Annotated in this window: 12 protein-coding genes; 7 read left to right on the top strand and 5 right to left on the bottom strand. The window is 72.7% G+C overall.

What is annotated here, in order from left to right:
* Nucleotide 1: 1 nt before the first annotated feature.
* Genes ACWEOZ_RS04480 through ACWEOZ_RS04465 form a run of 4 tightly spaced genes read right to left on the bottom strand, consistent with a single transcriptional unit; the run spans nucleotide 2 to nucleotide 5,842 of the window.
* The gene (locus tag ACWEOZ_RS04480; RefSeq protein WP_451909359.1) at nucleotides 2-859 is read right to left on the bottom strand and encodes a carbohydrate ABC transporter permease; all 858 of its coding nucleotides are present in this window, start codon (nucleotides 857-859) and stop codon (nucleotides 2-4) included.
* Entirely contained in the window at nucleotides 856-1,719 is an 864-nt protein-coding gene (locus tag ACWEOZ_RS04475) for a carbohydrate ABC transporter permease (RefSeq protein WP_451909358.1), read from the bottom strand. The genes ACWEOZ_RS04480 and ACWEOZ_RS04475 overlap by 4 nt, the downstream gene beginning before the upstream one ends.
* 2 nt (nucleotides 1,720-1,721) lie before the next feature.
* Complete coding sequence (locus ACWEOZ_RS04470; RefSeq protein ID WP_451909357.1) at nucleotides 1,722-3,032, bottom strand: ABC transporter substrate-binding protein; 1,311 nt, start codon at nucleotides 3,030-3,032, stop codon at nucleotides 1,722-1,724.
* A gap of 26 nt (nucleotides 3,033-3,058) precedes the next feature.
* Nucleotides 3,059-5,842, bottom strand: coding sequence for a family 78 glycoside hydrolase catalytic domain (locus tag ACWEOZ_RS04465; protein WP_451909356.1), 2,784 nt, complete (start codon nucleotides 5,840-5,842; stop codon nucleotides 3,059-3,061).
* Nucleotides 5,843-6,054: 212 nt separating this feature from the next.
* Between ACWEOZ_RS04465 and ACWEOZ_RS04460 the strand changes: the two genes are divergently transcribed.
* The gene (locus ACWEOZ_RS04460) at nucleotides 6,055-6,960 is read left to right on the top strand and encodes a helix-turn-helix domain-containing protein (protein ID WP_451909355.1); all 906 of its coding nucleotides are present in this window, start codon (nucleotides 6,055-6,057) and stop codon (nucleotides 6,958-6,960) included.
* 6 nt (nucleotides 6,961-6,966) lie between these two features.
* Here ACWEOZ_RS04460 and ACWEOZ_RS04455 read toward each other — a convergent pair whose 3' ends face one another.
* The gene (locus ACWEOZ_RS04455) at nucleotides 6,967-7,338 is read right to left on the bottom strand and encodes a hypothetical protein (RefSeq protein ID WP_451909354.1); all 372 of its coding nucleotides are present in this window, start codon (nucleotides 7,336-7,338) and stop codon (nucleotides 6,967-6,969) included.
* 180 nt (nucleotides 7,339-7,518) lie between these two features.
* On the opposite strand from ACWEOZ_RS04455, the gene ACWEOZ_RS04450 reads away from it, so the two are divergent.
* The 6 genes from ACWEOZ_RS04450 (at nucleotide 7,519) to ACWEOZ_RS04425 (ending at nucleotide 13,856) form a co-directional block, all read left to right on the top strand.
* Nucleotides 7,519-8,037, top strand: coding sequence for an RNA polymerase sigma factor (locus ACWEOZ_RS04450; protein WP_451909353.1), 519 nt, complete (start codon nucleotides 7,519-7,521; stop codon nucleotides 8,035-8,037).
* Nucleotides 8,034-9,464, top strand: a complete 1,431-nt coding sequence (locus tag ACWEOZ_RS04445; protein ID WP_451909352.1) for an extracellular solute-binding protein — start codon at nucleotides 8,034-8,036, stop codon at nucleotides 9,462-9,464. Before ACWEOZ_RS04450 ends, ACWEOZ_RS04445 begins: the two co-directional genes overlap by 4 nt.
* Before the next feature lie 40 nt (nucleotides 9,465-9,504).
* Complete coding sequence (locus tag ACWEOZ_RS04440; protein WP_451909351.1) at nucleotides 9,505-11,112, top strand: hypothetical protein; 1,608 nt, start codon at nucleotides 9,505-9,507, stop codon at nucleotides 11,110-11,112.
* Nucleotides 11,113-11,284: 172 nt separating this feature from the next.
* Complete coding sequence (locus ACWEOZ_RS04435; RefSeq protein ID WP_451909350.1) at nucleotides 11,285-12,628, top strand: hypothetical protein; 1,344 nt, start codon at nucleotides 11,285-11,287, stop codon at nucleotides 12,626-12,628.
* A complete protein-coding gene (locus ACWEOZ_RS04430; RefSeq protein WP_451909349.1) occupies nucleotides 12,625-12,945 on the top strand; it encodes a hypothetical protein in 321 nt (106 codons plus the stop codon). The genes ACWEOZ_RS04435 and ACWEOZ_RS04430 overlap by 4 nt, the downstream gene beginning before the upstream one ends.
* Nucleotides 12,942-13,856, top strand: coding sequence for a 2-hydroxyacid dehydrogenase (locus ACWEOZ_RS04425; protein WP_451909348.1), 915 nt, complete (start codon nucleotides 12,942-12,944; stop codon nucleotides 13,854-13,856). The genes ACWEOZ_RS04430 and ACWEOZ_RS04425 overlap by 4 nt, the downstream gene beginning before the upstream one ends.
* Nucleotides 13,857-13,900 lie beyond the last annotated feature (44 nt).

Here is a 13,900-nt window from a genome sequence, read left to right as displayed (position 1 = left end):
GTCAGCCTTTCACCGCACCGGCCGTCATGCCGGCCACGATCTGGCGGTTGAAGGCCAGAAACATGATCAACGGCGGGATCGTGATCAGCAGGATGTCCATGAACAGCAAGTTGTACTGGGTGTTGAACTGGCTGTTGAAGTTGTACAGCGTCAGCTGGACCGTGGCGTTCTGCTCGCCCGGCAGGAAGTACAACGGGTTCACGAAGTCGTTGTAGACGAAGACCGACTGCACCAGCACCACCGTCACGATCACCGGGCGCAGCAGCGGGAAGATGACCCGGAAGAACAACCGGACCGGCCCCGCGCCGTCGATCACCGCCGCCTCGTCCAGTTCCCGGGGGATCGTCGCGATGAACGCCTGGAACAGCAGCACGCAGAAGGCCAGCCCGAAGGCCACCTCGACCAGGATCAGGCCGGGCATCGTGCGGAACAGCCCGAGGCGCTGCAGCACCCAGATCGTCGGCACCACCGCCGGGGGGATGATCAGGCCGGACAGGACCAGGAAGTTGACGAAGCCGTTCCACCGGCTGCGCCGGCGTTGCAGCACGTAGGCGACCATCGCCGAGGTGACCGCCATGATGGTCACGCTGGCCACCGTGAGGATGGTGCTGTTGATGTAGGCGATGATCAGCAGGTAGTCGCGGGCCTGGACCACGTCGGCGAGGTTCTGCACCAGCTGGAACTGCTGGGGCCAGGAGAAGTCGAACTCCGCCGCCTGCCGCCGGTCCTTCACCGCGGTCAGCACGATGAAGACGAACGGCACCACGAAGACCACCAGCGAGGCCAGGATCGCGACCGCGCTGAGCAGATAGTTCGGGCGTGGCTTACGGCGCGGTACGGAAGCCGGCGCGGCGCTCACAGGTCGACCTCCTTGCGGTTGAGCAGCCGGGACAGCGGGAACACGATCGCCGTCACGACCAGGAACAGCACGACGTTGCCCGCGGTGGACAGGCCGTAGAAGCCGGCCTGGTACTGCTTGTAGATCACCGAGGCGATGACGTCGGAGGTGAAGCCGGGGCCGCCGCGGGTCATGGCCCAGATCAGGTCGAACGAGCGCAGCCCGCCGATCAGCGACAGCAGGATGACCGTGACGGTGGCCGGGCGGGCCAGCGGCAGGATGATGCGGCGGAAGTTGTCCCAGGCGCCCGCGCCGTCGACCTTGGCCGCCTCGAAGTACTCGCCGGGGATGCTCACGATGCCCGCGATGTAGATGACCGTGGCCAGCCCGACGCCCTTCCACACGTCGACCAGGGCCACCGACAGCAGCGCGTGGCTCGGATCGGTCAGCCAGGCCGGCCCGTCGATGCCGACCACCGCCAGCGCGTCGTTGATCAGGCCCTGGTCCGGGTTCATCAGCACGGTGAAGGTCAGCCCCACCCCGATCGTGCTGACCAGCACCGGGAAGAACACCACCGAGCGCAGGAAGCCGCGCCCGACGATCCGGGAGGTGAGCAGCAGCGCCAGCAGCATGCCCAGCACCACCTTGGCGGCGGAGGTGACCACCGCGTAGATCAGCGTGTGGGTCAGGCCGGAGACCAGGGCCGGTTCGCGGAAGAACGTGACGTAGTTGTCCAGGCCGATGAACTGCGAGTCGAAGATGGTCCAGCGGGTCAGGCTGAAGTAGAACGCGGTGAGGGTCGGGACGATGAACAGCAGGCCGTAGATCACGGCCGCGGGCAGGTAGAACCAGTACGGGTACGGGCTGCGCGCCCTCGTCATGGTCACCAGCCCTCGAGCCCGAGCTGCTGGGCCTGCTTCTGCACGTCCTTGTCGTAGAGCGCCGCGCCGTCGGCCGCCTTGCGGATCCCCGAGCCCACCTCCACGGTGATCTGCTCCAGCGCCGGGCCCTTGATCGGGGAGAGGAACTCCAGCGCCAGGCTGGAGCCGCCGTCGCGGTCCAGGTACGGCTGGGTGTCCTTGGCGACCTGGGTGACGTCGGCCGGCAGCGCGCAGCCCTTGACCGCGTACGGGCCGACCGGGGTGCTCGCGGTGCCGGCCGACGTGCACCCGGCCGGGCTGGCGATGAAGGCGAGGAACTTCTTGGCCGCGCCCAGGGCGGCGCCCTCAGTCGAGGTGGGGATGTAGACGCCGGCCGGGGACCAGACCGTCAGGCCGTTGCGGGCGGCGTCGTCGCTCGGGATGGCGAACAGGCCGACGTCCTTGGCCTGCTCCGGGTAGTTGGCCACGATGGTGCTGATCGCCGAGGACAGCATCGGGTAGTGCGCGCCCTCGCCCTTGGCCAGCTTCTTGAGCCCGTCGTCGAACTTGGCCGACGCGAAGTCCTTGTTGAGGTAGCCGGCGTCGTGCACCTCCTGCAGGTGCTGGAAGCCCTTGACCGCGGCCGGCGAGGTGGCGTACTTGGCCTGGTTCTTCGTGTACTTGTCGGCGAAGTCCGGCTCGGCCGCCGTGACGTTGTGGAAGTCGCCCAGCACGAACAGCTGGGAGGTCCAGGTGTCCTGGTAGGTCTGGATCACCGGGGCGATCCCGGCTGCCTTGATCGTGGCGTTGTTGGCCATGAACTCGGCCCAGGTCTTCGGGACCTGGAGGTGGAGCTTGGCGTAGACGGCCCGGTTGTACATGACGGCACCGGCGATGAACCCGCCCCACGGTGCGCCGTAGGTCTTGCCGCCGGTCGACACGGTGGTCCTGAAATTGTCGTCCAACTGGGCGGCCCACGGCTGGTCGTCCAGCGCCACCAGGTTCTTCTGCGGGGCGAGGGCCTGGAACAGCGACCCGGAGTTGTACTGGAACACGTCGGTCATGTCGCCGGTGGACAGCCGCGTCTTGACCAGGTTGTCGCCCTCGGTGCCTTGCGGGCGGGTCTCGACCTTGACGGTGATGTCCGGGTTGGCCGCGGTGAAGTCCTTGGCCAGCTGCTCGCCGATCCGCACGCTGTCTTCGGAATTGTCGACCAGGAAGGCCAGGGCAACTTTGCCGCCGCCTTCGTCGTCGCTGGAGCCGAGGCTGCCGGCACTGCAGGCGGAGAGGGCCAGCGTCGTGGCGGCGAGCAGGATCAAGGGTCGGAATCTCATCAGGGGGCCTCCAGGAGAAGTAGGTGTCAGAGGAAGGACAGCCCGGCCAGCCGGGCCTGCAGTTCGACAGCGCCGGGGACGAAACCTCCGGCGGTGAGGGCGTCGACCATCGCGGTCGCCGGGGCGTCCAGGTAGGGCCGCAGCCGCCGGGCCACCTGCGCCTCGTCGCCGGCGCCGGCCGCCGCGGCCGCGGCCACCACCTGCGCCCAGGCCGGTTGGTGGTCCATGACCTCGCGGATGGTCGGCTCGGCGGCCAGGACGGGCGCTTCGGCGTACGGGTCGGGCACGGTCCAATCGTGGGTGCCGTGCCGCACCTCGACCGCCGCCGCCACGCCCGGCACGTGCACTTCCGCCTCGGCACCCACCGGAACGGTGACGCTGAGCCGCAGCTGCCCGTCCGCCCGCCGCCACGAGACGGCGGCCTCCCCGTACGGGGTCAGATGCCGCGCCGAGGCCGACGTGAGCGCGTGGGTGGGCACCGGCCGGACCAGCAGCCGGCGGTAGCCCGGCGCGGCCGGGGCGAGTCCGGCGACCCGCCGGTGCAGCCAGTCGGCCACCGCGCCGAGCGCGTAGTGGTTGAACGAGGTCATCTCGCCCGGGTTGATGCTGCCGTCGGGCAGCATGCTGTCCCAGCGTTCCCAGACCGTGGTCGCGCCCATCGTCACCGAGTAGAGCCAGGACGGGCAGCCGGTCTGCAGCAGCAGCCGGTAGGCCAGGTCCTCCTCCCCGGCGTCGGTCAGCGCGTCGGTCATCAGCGGCGTGCCGACGAAGCCGGTGCCGATCCGGAATCCGGCGGTGCGGACGAGGTCGGCCAGCCGCCGCCCGGCGTGCTGCCGCTGGGCCTCCGCGGGCAGCAGGGACCACTGCAGGGCCAGGGCGTAGGTCGTGGCCGCGTCGCCGAGGACGCGGCCGGAGCTGGTCACGTACTCCCGGGCGAACGCGGCCCGGACCTGCGCCGCCAGCAGGTCGTAGTGCCGGGCGCCGGCGGCGTCGCCGAGCAGCTCGGCCGCCCGCGCCACGATCTCGGCCGACCGGGCCAGGTGCGCGGTGGCGATCACGTCGGGATCGGCCTGCGCCTGGAAGGGCGAGTCCGGCGGCGCGGTCGGGTCGAGCCAGTCACCGAACTGGAAGCCGCCGGACCACAACCGGTCCGGACCGGCCAGCTCGGCCGTCCGGTCTACCCAGGCGCGCATGCTGGGCAGCTGCCGGGCCAGCAGACCGAGATCACCGGTACGCCGGTAGAGCACCCACGGCACGATGGTGGCCGCGTCGCCCCACGCCGCGGTGGCGGGACCCGGTTGCCGGATCACGTCCGGGATCACGAACGGCACCGAGCCGTCCTTCTGCTGTTCGGCGGCGAGGTCGGCGAGCCAGCTGCCGAGGAAGCCGGCGCTGTCGAACAGGAAGCTCGCGGTGGGGGAGAAGACCTGGATGTCGCCGGTCCAGCCGAGCCGCTCGTCGCGCTGCGGGCAGTCCGTGGGTACGTCCACGAAGTTGCCGCGCATGCCCCAGACGACGTTGTCGTGGAACCGGTTCAGCAGCGCGTGCGAGGACTCGAACCAGCCCGTACGGCGCAGGTCCGAGCCGATCACCACGGCCTCGATGTCGTCCGGGCGCAGGCCGGGCACCCCGGTCACCTCGGCGTACCGGAAGCCGTGGAAGGTCAGCGTGGACTCGCACATCGCCTCGTCCGGCCCGGCCAGCAGGTAGGAGTCGGTGGCCCGGGCCGTACGCAGGGGGCGGACGCCGAGCTCCTCGTGCTCCAGCACCTCGGCGTGCCGGACCACCACCTCGTGACCGGCGCCGAGGCCGCGGACGCGCAGCCGGACCCGGCCGACGAGGTTCTGGCCGAAGTCCACCAGCGTGTGACCGGCCGGTGAGGTCCACACCCGCTGCGCCGCCAGCACCTCGGTGACGCGTACCGGCGGGCCGTCCGGCGCGACCAGCCGGCCCAGGTCCGCGTCGATCACCTCGACGGTGTCCGTACGCCGCCCGCCCGCCCGCAGGTCGGTGCGCTGGCCGTCGTAGAGGTCGTCGGCGAGCACTCCGCTGTCGGCGGCGCGCCACGACTCGTCGGTCACAAGCCGGTGCACGGTGCCGTCGGTGGTGGTCACCTCCAGCTGGGCCAGCAGCGCCAGCCGGTCGCCGTACAGGCCGCGCCGGCCCTGGAAGCCGAGCCGGCCGCGGTACCAGCCGTTGCCCAGCAGCACGTCGAGGCGGTTCTCGCCCGGCCGGACCAGCCCGGTCACGTCGTAGCTCTGGTACCGCAGCCGGTGCTGGTAGCTGGTCCAGCCCGGGGCCAGCTCGTGGTCACCGACCCGGGCGCCGTTGAGCTCGGCGGTGTAGAGGCCGTGGGCGGTGGCGTGCAGCCGGGCGCTGACGATGCCGTCGGGCAGGACCACGGTGCCGGTCAGCACGGGAGCCGGCTCGTCCGCGCCGCCGAGGGTCGCCGGGCTGATGAAGCGGGCGGCCCAGTCGTCGATGCCGCGTTCGACGACCGCCGGGGCGCTCCAGCCGCTCCACTCGTCGTCCGCGCCGCAGACCCGGACCCGGACCTGCGCCGACTCTCGCGCGGCCAGCGGCGCGGCCGGCCACGGCACCAGGACCTGCGCGGCCGAGGGCACCGTGGTCAGCTCGACCGGTCCGCGGGCCCGGCTGATCTCGACCTGGTACGCGCTCTGCCGGAAGTCGTCCGGGGCGGTGGGCACGTACCAGGAGAGCCGGGGCGCGGGGGTGCCGATGCCGAGGACGGGCCGGTCCGCGGTGTGGTGCTCGAAGCGGATCCCGGCGGGGGCGGCGGCAGGGGACATGGGCACTCCAGGGGGAGTCGGTCACCGGGCTGAAACGATTCAAGAACAGCGCTGCGGAACGCCGTCAGAGTTGTTTCGGCTGGGTGGCGGGAACGTTTCGTCCGCCCCCTGATCCTGCGCCCGGCGCCGGGTGTGACATAGGCCGCAGTGCACCGGTGGTAGCACGAAATTCACCTGGCGCCGGTCGCGGCCCGGTGTCGTATGGTCGGCGGATGGCCGAGCCACCGGTGGAGAACTCGCACGCCATGCTGTATTTCTCCGACGGCTCTCTGGCCTACGCCGGGCACTACCTGCACGAGGGCATGCACCCCGTGCACACCCACAGCTTCGTCGAGGTCGCGGTGATGACCGGCGGCGCGGGCGTGCACCACAGCCTGGCGGGCCGCCAGCAGCTGCAGGTCGGCGACGTGATCCTGCTGCGCCCCGGCGTGTGGCACGGCTACGACGACTGCCGTCACCTGGATCTGTACAACTGCTGCTTCTCCACCGAGCTGCTGCAACGCGAGCTCGCCTGGACCAGGGCCGACCCGCTGCTCGGCTACCTGCTGTGGACCGGGCCGTATTCCGACCAGCGGCGCGGCATCCTGACCGCCCGGCTCGGCCCGGAGCTGCTCGCCGAGTGCGTGGCCCACCTGGACGCGCTCGACCAGCTCCGCTTCCGGCCGGTGAGCCGGCACCGCGGCGACATCATCGGACGGCTCTCGCTGTTCCTCAGCTGCCTCGCCCGGGCCGTGGTCGACGGCGTCGACGCCGGGACGGGGCACACCCATCCGGCCGTGGTCGACGCCATGCGGATGATGGAGGCCCGCCCGGCCCACCAGTGGACGCTCACCGAGCTCGCCGAGGCGTCGCACCTGGCCCCCGGCTACCTGGTCCGGCTGTTCAAGTCGGCGACCGGGCTGCCCCCGATGGCGTACCTGTCCCGGCACCGCGTGGAGCTGGCGGCGGCCCGGCTGCTGCACACCGACGACGCCATCAGCCGGATCGGTGAGTCGGTCGGCTGGCCGGACCAGAACTACTTCGCCCGGCGGTTCCGCGCCCACTACGGCTTGAGCGCGTCGGCGTACCGGTCCCGCTTCACCCACAACTCGGTCGGCCTGGGCTCCTGGTCCTCGTGAGCGGCCCTAGATGTTGAGCAGGTTCTCGATGCGGCGCAGGTGGTGGCGGGCCATGGCGAGGTTGGCCCGCGAGCGGTCCAGCGACAGGTAGAGGAACAGCCCGTGCCCGGAGCGCGCGGTCAGCGGGCGGATCAGGTGGTACTGGCTCTCCAGCGTGATCAGGATGTCCTCGATCTGCTCCGAGATGCCCAGCAGCTCCATCGCGCGCAGCTTGGCCCGGACGACGTCGGTGTTGCCGGCCGCGGCCACGTTGAGGTCGAAGTCGCGGGTGCCGCCCGCGATACCCAGCGCCATGCCGCTGGTGTGGTCGACCAGCGCGACGCCGATGGCGCCGTCGATGGTCATGGCGTCCTTGAGGGCAATGTCCATCTCGGCCATGTCTTCGTCCTCCAGGGGTCGGGTGGGCGGAGTGCGAAGCTACCCACGCGTTCCATCGTGATCGGCAACGACTGATCTCGATCGGACAGGGTGTGCGGCGCCGGCAACTGTCGGCCACCCGACACCCGGTGATGCAGCACATCGACCACGGTGAGCGTCTGCCCGGCGAGGAGGTGGCTGATGAGCGCCGAAGCGGACGACGCCGACGAGTTCGCGCGTACCCGGCTGGACTCGCTGCGCCGGTTCGCGTACCTCGTCTGCGGCAGCGCGGCCGAGGCCGACGACCTGGCCCAGGTCGCCGTCGTGGAGGTGTGGCGGCGCTGGGCCACGGTCCGCACCGACCCCGAGGCGTACGCCCGGCGCGTCATCGTCACCCGCAACGTCAGCCGCTGGCGGCGCTGGCGACGCGAGGTGCCGTCCACCATCGCCGACCGCGACGGCGAGGATCCGGCCCACCGCCGGGTGACCGACCCGGCGCTGTGGGACGCGCTGCACGCGCTGGGCAAGCCGGAACGGACCGTGGTCGTGCTGCACGTGCTGTTCCGGTACACGTTCGACGAGATCGCCGCGATGGCCGGCGAGCCGCGCGGCACGGTGTCCAGCCGCTACACCCGGGCGCTGCGCGCGCTGCGGCAGCATCTGCGCGCGCAGACCGACGCGGAGCCCGGCCCCGACCGGATGCTGAGGACGATGCCATGAACACCGACGACGACATGCTCGCCCGGCGGCTCGCCGTCACGCTGGCCCAGGCCGCGACCGCGCTGCCCGGCGCCCCGGCCGACGCGGTCGGCACGGTCCGGCGACGCTTCGCCCGCCGCCGGCGCCGCGTACGGATGGTCACCGGCGCGGCGGCCGCCCTCGTCGCGCTGGCCACGGTGGTGGCGGTGGCCGGCCCGCACCTCGGCCTGCGCACCACCCCGGCCACGCCGCGCACCGGCATCATCCACCTCTGGACCCTCGGCACCGCCGACCGCAATCCCGGCCTGCGCGACCGCATCGGCGCCTTCAACGACCGCTCGGACGTGAGCGTGCAACTGTCCACCTTCGGCAACGACGCCTACAAGCGCGTGATGGCCGGGCCGTGGCCGGACCCGGCGCCGGACGTGTACGAGAACTGGGGCGGCGCGAGCCTCACCGAGCCGGTACGGGCCGGCCACGCCGCCGACCTCGCCGACGCGGTGGCCGCCCGGCCCGAGGTGGCCGACGCGCTGCTGCCGTGCGTGCTCGCCGGGGCCCGGGTCGACAACCGGCTGTACGGCCTGCCGATGACCGGAGTCCAGCCCGTGGTGCTCTTCTACAACAAGAAAGTGTTCGCCGACGCCGGCCTCGACCCGCCGCGGACCTACGCCGAGCTGCTCACCGCGGTGGACACCTTCCGGGACAAGGACATCACGCCGATCGCCCTGGGCGGCCGCGACCGATGGCCCGCCCTGATGTACCTCGCCTACCTCACCGACCGGATCGGCGGCGCGGGCGTCTTCGCCGACATCGCCGCCGGACGACCGGGCGCCTGGCGGGACCCGGCGCTGAAGCAGGCCGCCACGCTGGTGCGGGAGCTGGTGAACCACGGTGCGTTCGGACCGGCCGCCGACGTGCTGGGCTACGAGTCCGGGGCCGCGTCCGAGGCGCTCGCCGCCGGGCAGGCCGCCATGCAGGTCATGGGCAGCTGGGAGTACGGCAATCAGCTGCGCGCCGACTCCGCCTTCGCGACCCGTGACCTGGGCTGGGTGCCGTTCCCCACCGTGGCCGGAGGTGCCGGCGATCCCGCTGCCCTCGTGGGCGTACCGGCGAACTACCTCACTGTCGACGCGCAGAGCCCGTACCGGACGGAGGCGGTGGACTTTCTGCTGCGGACCGTGACGTCGGACGCGTACCTGAACGGCCTGCTCGAGGCCGGCGAGGTGCCCGCGGTCCGTGACCTGGAACCGCGGCTGGCCGCCCATCCGCACGCCGGGTTCGCCCGTTTCACCCACCGGCTGGCCGCCGACGCGCCCACCTTCACCCTCGTCTGGGACCAGGCCCTGCCCGCGGGCGTCGCCGGCGAACTCCTGGACCAGACCGAACGGCTCTTCCGGCTCGAGATCACCCCCGACCAGTTCGTGGCCGCCATGGCCGCGACCCGCTGACCACCACCACCGACACCAGCACCGTTCACGGGAGGCACCTGTGCTGATTCCGCATGCCCGGACCGCCGCGACGACCGGCGCCCTGCTCGCCCTGTCCCTGGCTCTGTCCCTGCCCGCCCCGGCGTACGGGTCACCGCCGGACGAGAACGCCACCGCGCCGCCGCCCGACTGCACGGCGCAGGTCGGCTACCCGCACAACACGGCGATGCCGGGCTACGCCGTGCCGGACCGCCGGCTGGGACGCGTCTGCGTGCCGTTCAGCCAGCTCACGCCCGCACCCGCCGGCTACTCCGGTGACTACCGGGTGCGCGAGTTCTCCTTCGCGGCGGCGCAGCGCCGGCTCGACGAGTGCCGTGCCACACCACCCTGCTCCGCGCTGTCCGACGTGGCCGGCTACGAGCCCGGGCAGTTCCGGTCCACCGGCCTGATCGATCCCACCGGCGCCATCGATCCGTTCGCGGCCCGGGTCGACCTGGCCGACATCCGCCGGCCCGCGTACTTCAGCCGCGCGCCGTACGCCGAGGGCATCGCCGCCGCGGAGAAGAGCACCTCCACCGTCGAGTTCACGGTGCCCGCCGAACCGTACGAGGTGATCAACCGCGGCACCGACGAGCCGGTCCGGCTGCGCGGCTGGTATCTGCGCGGGACCGGCGTGAGTGCTCCCGGTGGCCGGCGGGTCCGGGCGCTGGCCGTCCTGCTCGGCGGCCGCACCATCGAGACGACGGCCGTGCAGGACCCCGCCGACCCGCCTTACGCCAAGGACGCCACGGGGGCGTACCTGGGCGTGAGCTACCCGTCGCGGGGCACGGAGAAGTGGGGTGCCCGGCAGTGGCGCGAGTACCTGCTCGCGCTGCACCGGGCCGGCTTCGACGTGCTGACCGTCGACAAGCGCGGGCACGGCATCTCCGGCGGCCTCAGCGCGGACAACACCCTGCAACAGGGCCTGGACATGCTGCGCATGGTCGACGCCCTGCAGGACGGCACCGGCCTGCGGGCGCTCGGCCCGGACGGCACCACCCGTACGGGCACCGACGCGGCCCGCCGGATGCTCGGCCCGAGCCACCTGGCCCGGACCATGCCGATCCTGCTGGGCGGGGCCAGCCAGGGCGCGTACGCGACCCAGTGGGCGATGAACGCCAACCTGCACCGCTGGTGCGCGCTCGACACGCCGGGGCAGCCGTGCTCCGAGCCGTGGGGCCACCGCAACATCCGCGGCGCGCTGCTGCTCTCCGCCCAGTGGGGCTTCCCGTTCTTCGACCCGGGCGACCTCATCTACGCGGCCGCGCAGGCCGAGGTGAACCACTTCATCTACGCACCCACCAGCGAGCCCCTGGCCGGCCTGGCCGACTGGCCGGCGACATTCATCGCCCAGGGCGCCTGGGACGAGTACCAGGGCCCGCCGGCGTCGTTCAGCGCGTACCGGCGGGCCGGCGGCCGGGCGGAACTGGTGCTGGTCCGCGGTCCGCACTCGGAGAACGAGCAGGGCCCGGCCAACGTGGCGTACGTCCGCGAGCGGCTGGTCCGCTTCGCGGTGGCGACGGTGACCGGGGCGCCGGCGTCCGGGTCCCGGTACGCCACGCTCCGCGACGCGATCGCGGCGAGCCCGCCGACGTGGGAGCCGTCGACGGTGCCCACCGCGGTCCGGTAGGGGGTGAGGCGGGAGGGCCGGCAGCTGCTGCCGGCCCTCCCGTACCGTCCGGTCACGACGCGCCGAGCTGCGGAAGTCCTTGATCGGACCGCCGGAGTTGCCCGGTTTCGTGGCATGCTTTTCTGGCGCCGGAGGATGCGGGCGCACGAGGTGTGGGCGGGAGGTTCCGATGATGTTCCAGCAACAGCCCAGGCCCCGGCCGGTCCAGCCCGGGGTCGCGCACCCGGTGCGTCCGGCCGGCGGCGACGCCTCCGAGCCGATCGTCGAGTGGACCCCTCACGGTCCGGTGCTGCGTCGCTCGCCCGGGCACGAGTTCGCCGTTCCCGAGGGGTCGCCGGCCCCGCCCGCGCCCGCGAAGATCAAGAAGGTCAGGGAACGGCCCGCGGCCACGGCCTGGGTAGGCGCGGCCGAGGCCGTCGACCGGATCCGGGAGTACGCCACGGCCGAGCGGCTCGACCGGGCCCTGGAAGCCGCGCTCCGCCTGCGCGACCGGCTGGCGGAATCGCGGGCGGAGGCCGGGGACGGCGCGCCGCGGCCGGCCCGGCTGGTCCGCACCCTGATCGCCGCCCGGGATCTGGCTCGTGAGCTCGATGTCGCCGAGTCCCTGGGCGTGCTGCCCTCGGAGCGGCGCGACCGGCTCGACCAGCAGCTCGCTCGCCTGGCCGGCTGCCTGGGCACTGAGTTCGAGCAGGTCGCCGCGCCCACCCGCGAGCCGAAATGGCTGGATGTGGCCTCCCCGGCGCACGACCAGGTCAACGTCGCGGGGGCGCGCACCTTCTTCCGTCCCGGGCACGTGACGGCCACCGACGCCGCGGCCGTGGTGGTGGCGAACGACTGCAAGCTCGAATCCGTCGACCACTACCACCTGCGCCGGGTGTCGCTCGACTGCGCGAGCCTCTACCGGGACGCGGCCGCGCTCGATGCCTTCGCCGCCATGGTGGCCGAGCCGACCGAGGCGAGCATCCAGGACTTCCGGGACCAGCTGCGCCGGATCGCCGAGCCGGTGCCCGAGTCCGGCCCGCGGTCCTACCGTGAGCGGGTGGCGGCTCGGGTCAACACTCATCTCGACCATCCGGACGTGGCCGTGCTGGGCGACGAATCGCAGGTGCGCTCGGCGACGCGGTATCACGTTCACGAGACCGTCGTCCCCCTCGTCGATCTGCTGCACCAGGACGAGGACCTGGTCCGGGCGCTGGCCGCGGGCCCGGACGGCCCGGACCGGGGACAGCCGATCATGGACGTCCTGGGCCGGGTCGACGACTCCGCGCTGCTGCGGTACGCCATGAGCGGCGAGGGGGAAGGGGTCACCGTGCGGCGCTCGCCGGGCGCCCGGCGGGTCGATCTCGCCGCGGCCGTGATGGTCGGGGCCGGCAACACGCTGACGCACCGCAGCGAGGTCGAGGCCGGACCGGCCGGTGCGGGCAACCTGGCCACGTTCGACCGGCTGGTCGGCGCACGCCGGGAGCAGGTCCGCCGGGCGGCTGAGCGCTCCGCGGGAAGGAAGCCGCGACCATGAGATGGGCCGCCCCGATCGCGTTGGCCGTGCTGTTGGCCGGCGCCGGCGTGTTCTTCGCCGTCCAGGATCTCGGCCGCGCCGACCAGTACGCGAGTGTCGGCAGCTTCCTGCTCGCGCTGGCCGTGGCCGGCGGCAGCGTGGTTCTGCATCTGAGGCGCCGGGGTGATGACCCGGCGCCGCCCGCCGAGCAGGCGCCGGCCACCGCGGACCCGTCGTCGCGCAACACCATCGTGGACGCCGGCGTGGTCTTCACCGGCCCCGGCGCTCGGGCCGACATCACGTTCACGGCCGACGGCCGCCGACGGCGGAAGAAGTGACCGGGTCCGGCACGGGACTGCGGATCAGCCTGCCCGGCGAGGAGCTCGCCGGCGCGCTCGGCGACGTGCCGCCCGGAGTCGAGGTGCTGCGCTGGGACATGACAGGTCCCGCGCCCGTGGCGGACATCGACCTGGTCGTGGTGCCGTACGTGCCGGGTAACGAGCACCTGCGCCGGCTGGCCGGGGTGCGGACCCGGCTGGTCCAGGCGCAGTATCTGGGCTACGACGGCGTTGCCGAGGCGTTGCCGCCGGGCCATGTCTATGCCAACGCCCGCGGGGTGCACGAGACCTCCACCGCCGAGCTTGCTCTCGCGCTGCTGCTCGCCACGCAGCGGGGGATTCCGGATTATGTCCGGGCCGCCGGGCCGGTCGCGCCCGACTGGTATCCGAGCCTGGCCGACCGGCGGGTGCTCGTGCTCGGCCAGGGCGGGGTCGGGCAGGCGGTCGAGGCCCGGCTGGCGCCGTTCGAGGTCGATCTCGTACGGGTCGCGCGTACCGCCCGCGAGGGTGTGCACGGCATCGCGGAACTGCCGGAGCTCTTGCCCACCTGCGAGGTTGTCGTCATCGGGGTGCCGCTGACCGAGGAGACCGTGCATCTCGTGGACGCCGCGTTCCTCGCCGCGCTGCCCGACGGGGCGATCGTCGTCAACGTCGCGCGCGGGCGGGTGGCGGACACGGCCGCGATCCTGCGGGAGGCCCGGTCCGGACGGCTGCGGTTCGCCCTCGACGTCACCGATCCGGAGCCGCTGCCGGCCGGTCATGAGCTGTTCCGGCTGCCGAACGTGCTGATCAGCCCGCACGCCGGGGGCATGTCCAGCGCCATGCTGCCGCGGGCGGCCCGGCTGGTCCGCCGGCAGCTCGATCTGTTGCTGGCCGGGGCCGAGCCGGTCAATGTGGTGCTGCGGTCCTGAGGCCGGCCGCCGCCACCCGCCCGGAGGCTGATGACGGCGGCCGG

The sequence above is a fragment of the Actinoplanes sp. NPDC004185 genome, assembly GCF_053603475.1.
The sequence above is the reverse complement of the archived record's forward strand: the minus strand, read 5'-3'. Positions and strand labels throughout refer to the sequence as shown.

What these genes read in the sequence shown, in the direction of transcription:
- ACWEOZ_RS04450 (WP_451909353.1), top strand. Translation starts at nt 7,519, where the DNA reads ATGAGCGCCGAAGCGGACGACGCCGACGAGTTCGCGCGTACCCGGCTG.
- ACWEOZ_RS04470 (WP_451909357.1), bottom strand. Translation starts at nt 3,032, where the DNA reads ATGAGATTCCGACCCTTGATCCTGCTCGCCGCCACGACGCTGGCCCTC.
- ACWEOZ_RS04430 (WP_451909349.1), top strand. Translation starts at nt 12,625, where the DNA reads ATGAGATGGGCCGCCCCGATCGCGTTGGCCGTGCTGTTGGCCGGCGCC.
- ACWEOZ_RS04465 (WP_451909356.1), bottom strand. Translation starts at nt 5,842, where the DNA reads ATGTCCCCTGCCGCCGCCCCCGCCGGGATCCGCTTCGAGCACCACACC.
- ACWEOZ_RS04445 (WP_451909352.1), top strand. Translation starts at nt 8,034, where the DNA reads ATGAACACCGACGACGACATGCTCGCCCGGCGGCTCGCCGTCACGCTG.
- ACWEOZ_RS04475 (WP_451909358.1), bottom strand. Translation starts at nt 1,719, where the DNA reads ATGACGAGGGCGCGCAGCCCGTACCCGTACTGGTTCTACCTGCCCGCG.
- ACWEOZ_RS04455 (WP_451909354.1), bottom strand. Translation starts at nt 7,338, where the DNA reads ATGGCCGAGATGGACATTGCCCTCAAGGACGCCATGACCATCGACGGC.
- ACWEOZ_RS04460 (WP_451909355.1), top strand. Translation starts at nt 6,055, where the DNA reads ATGGCCGAGCCACCGGTGGAGAACTCGCACGCCATGCTGTATTTCTCC.
- ACWEOZ_RS04435 (WP_451909350.1), top strand. Translation starts at nt 11,285, where the DNA reads ATGTTCCAGCAACAGCCCAGGCCCCGGCCGGTCCAGCCCGGGGTCGCG.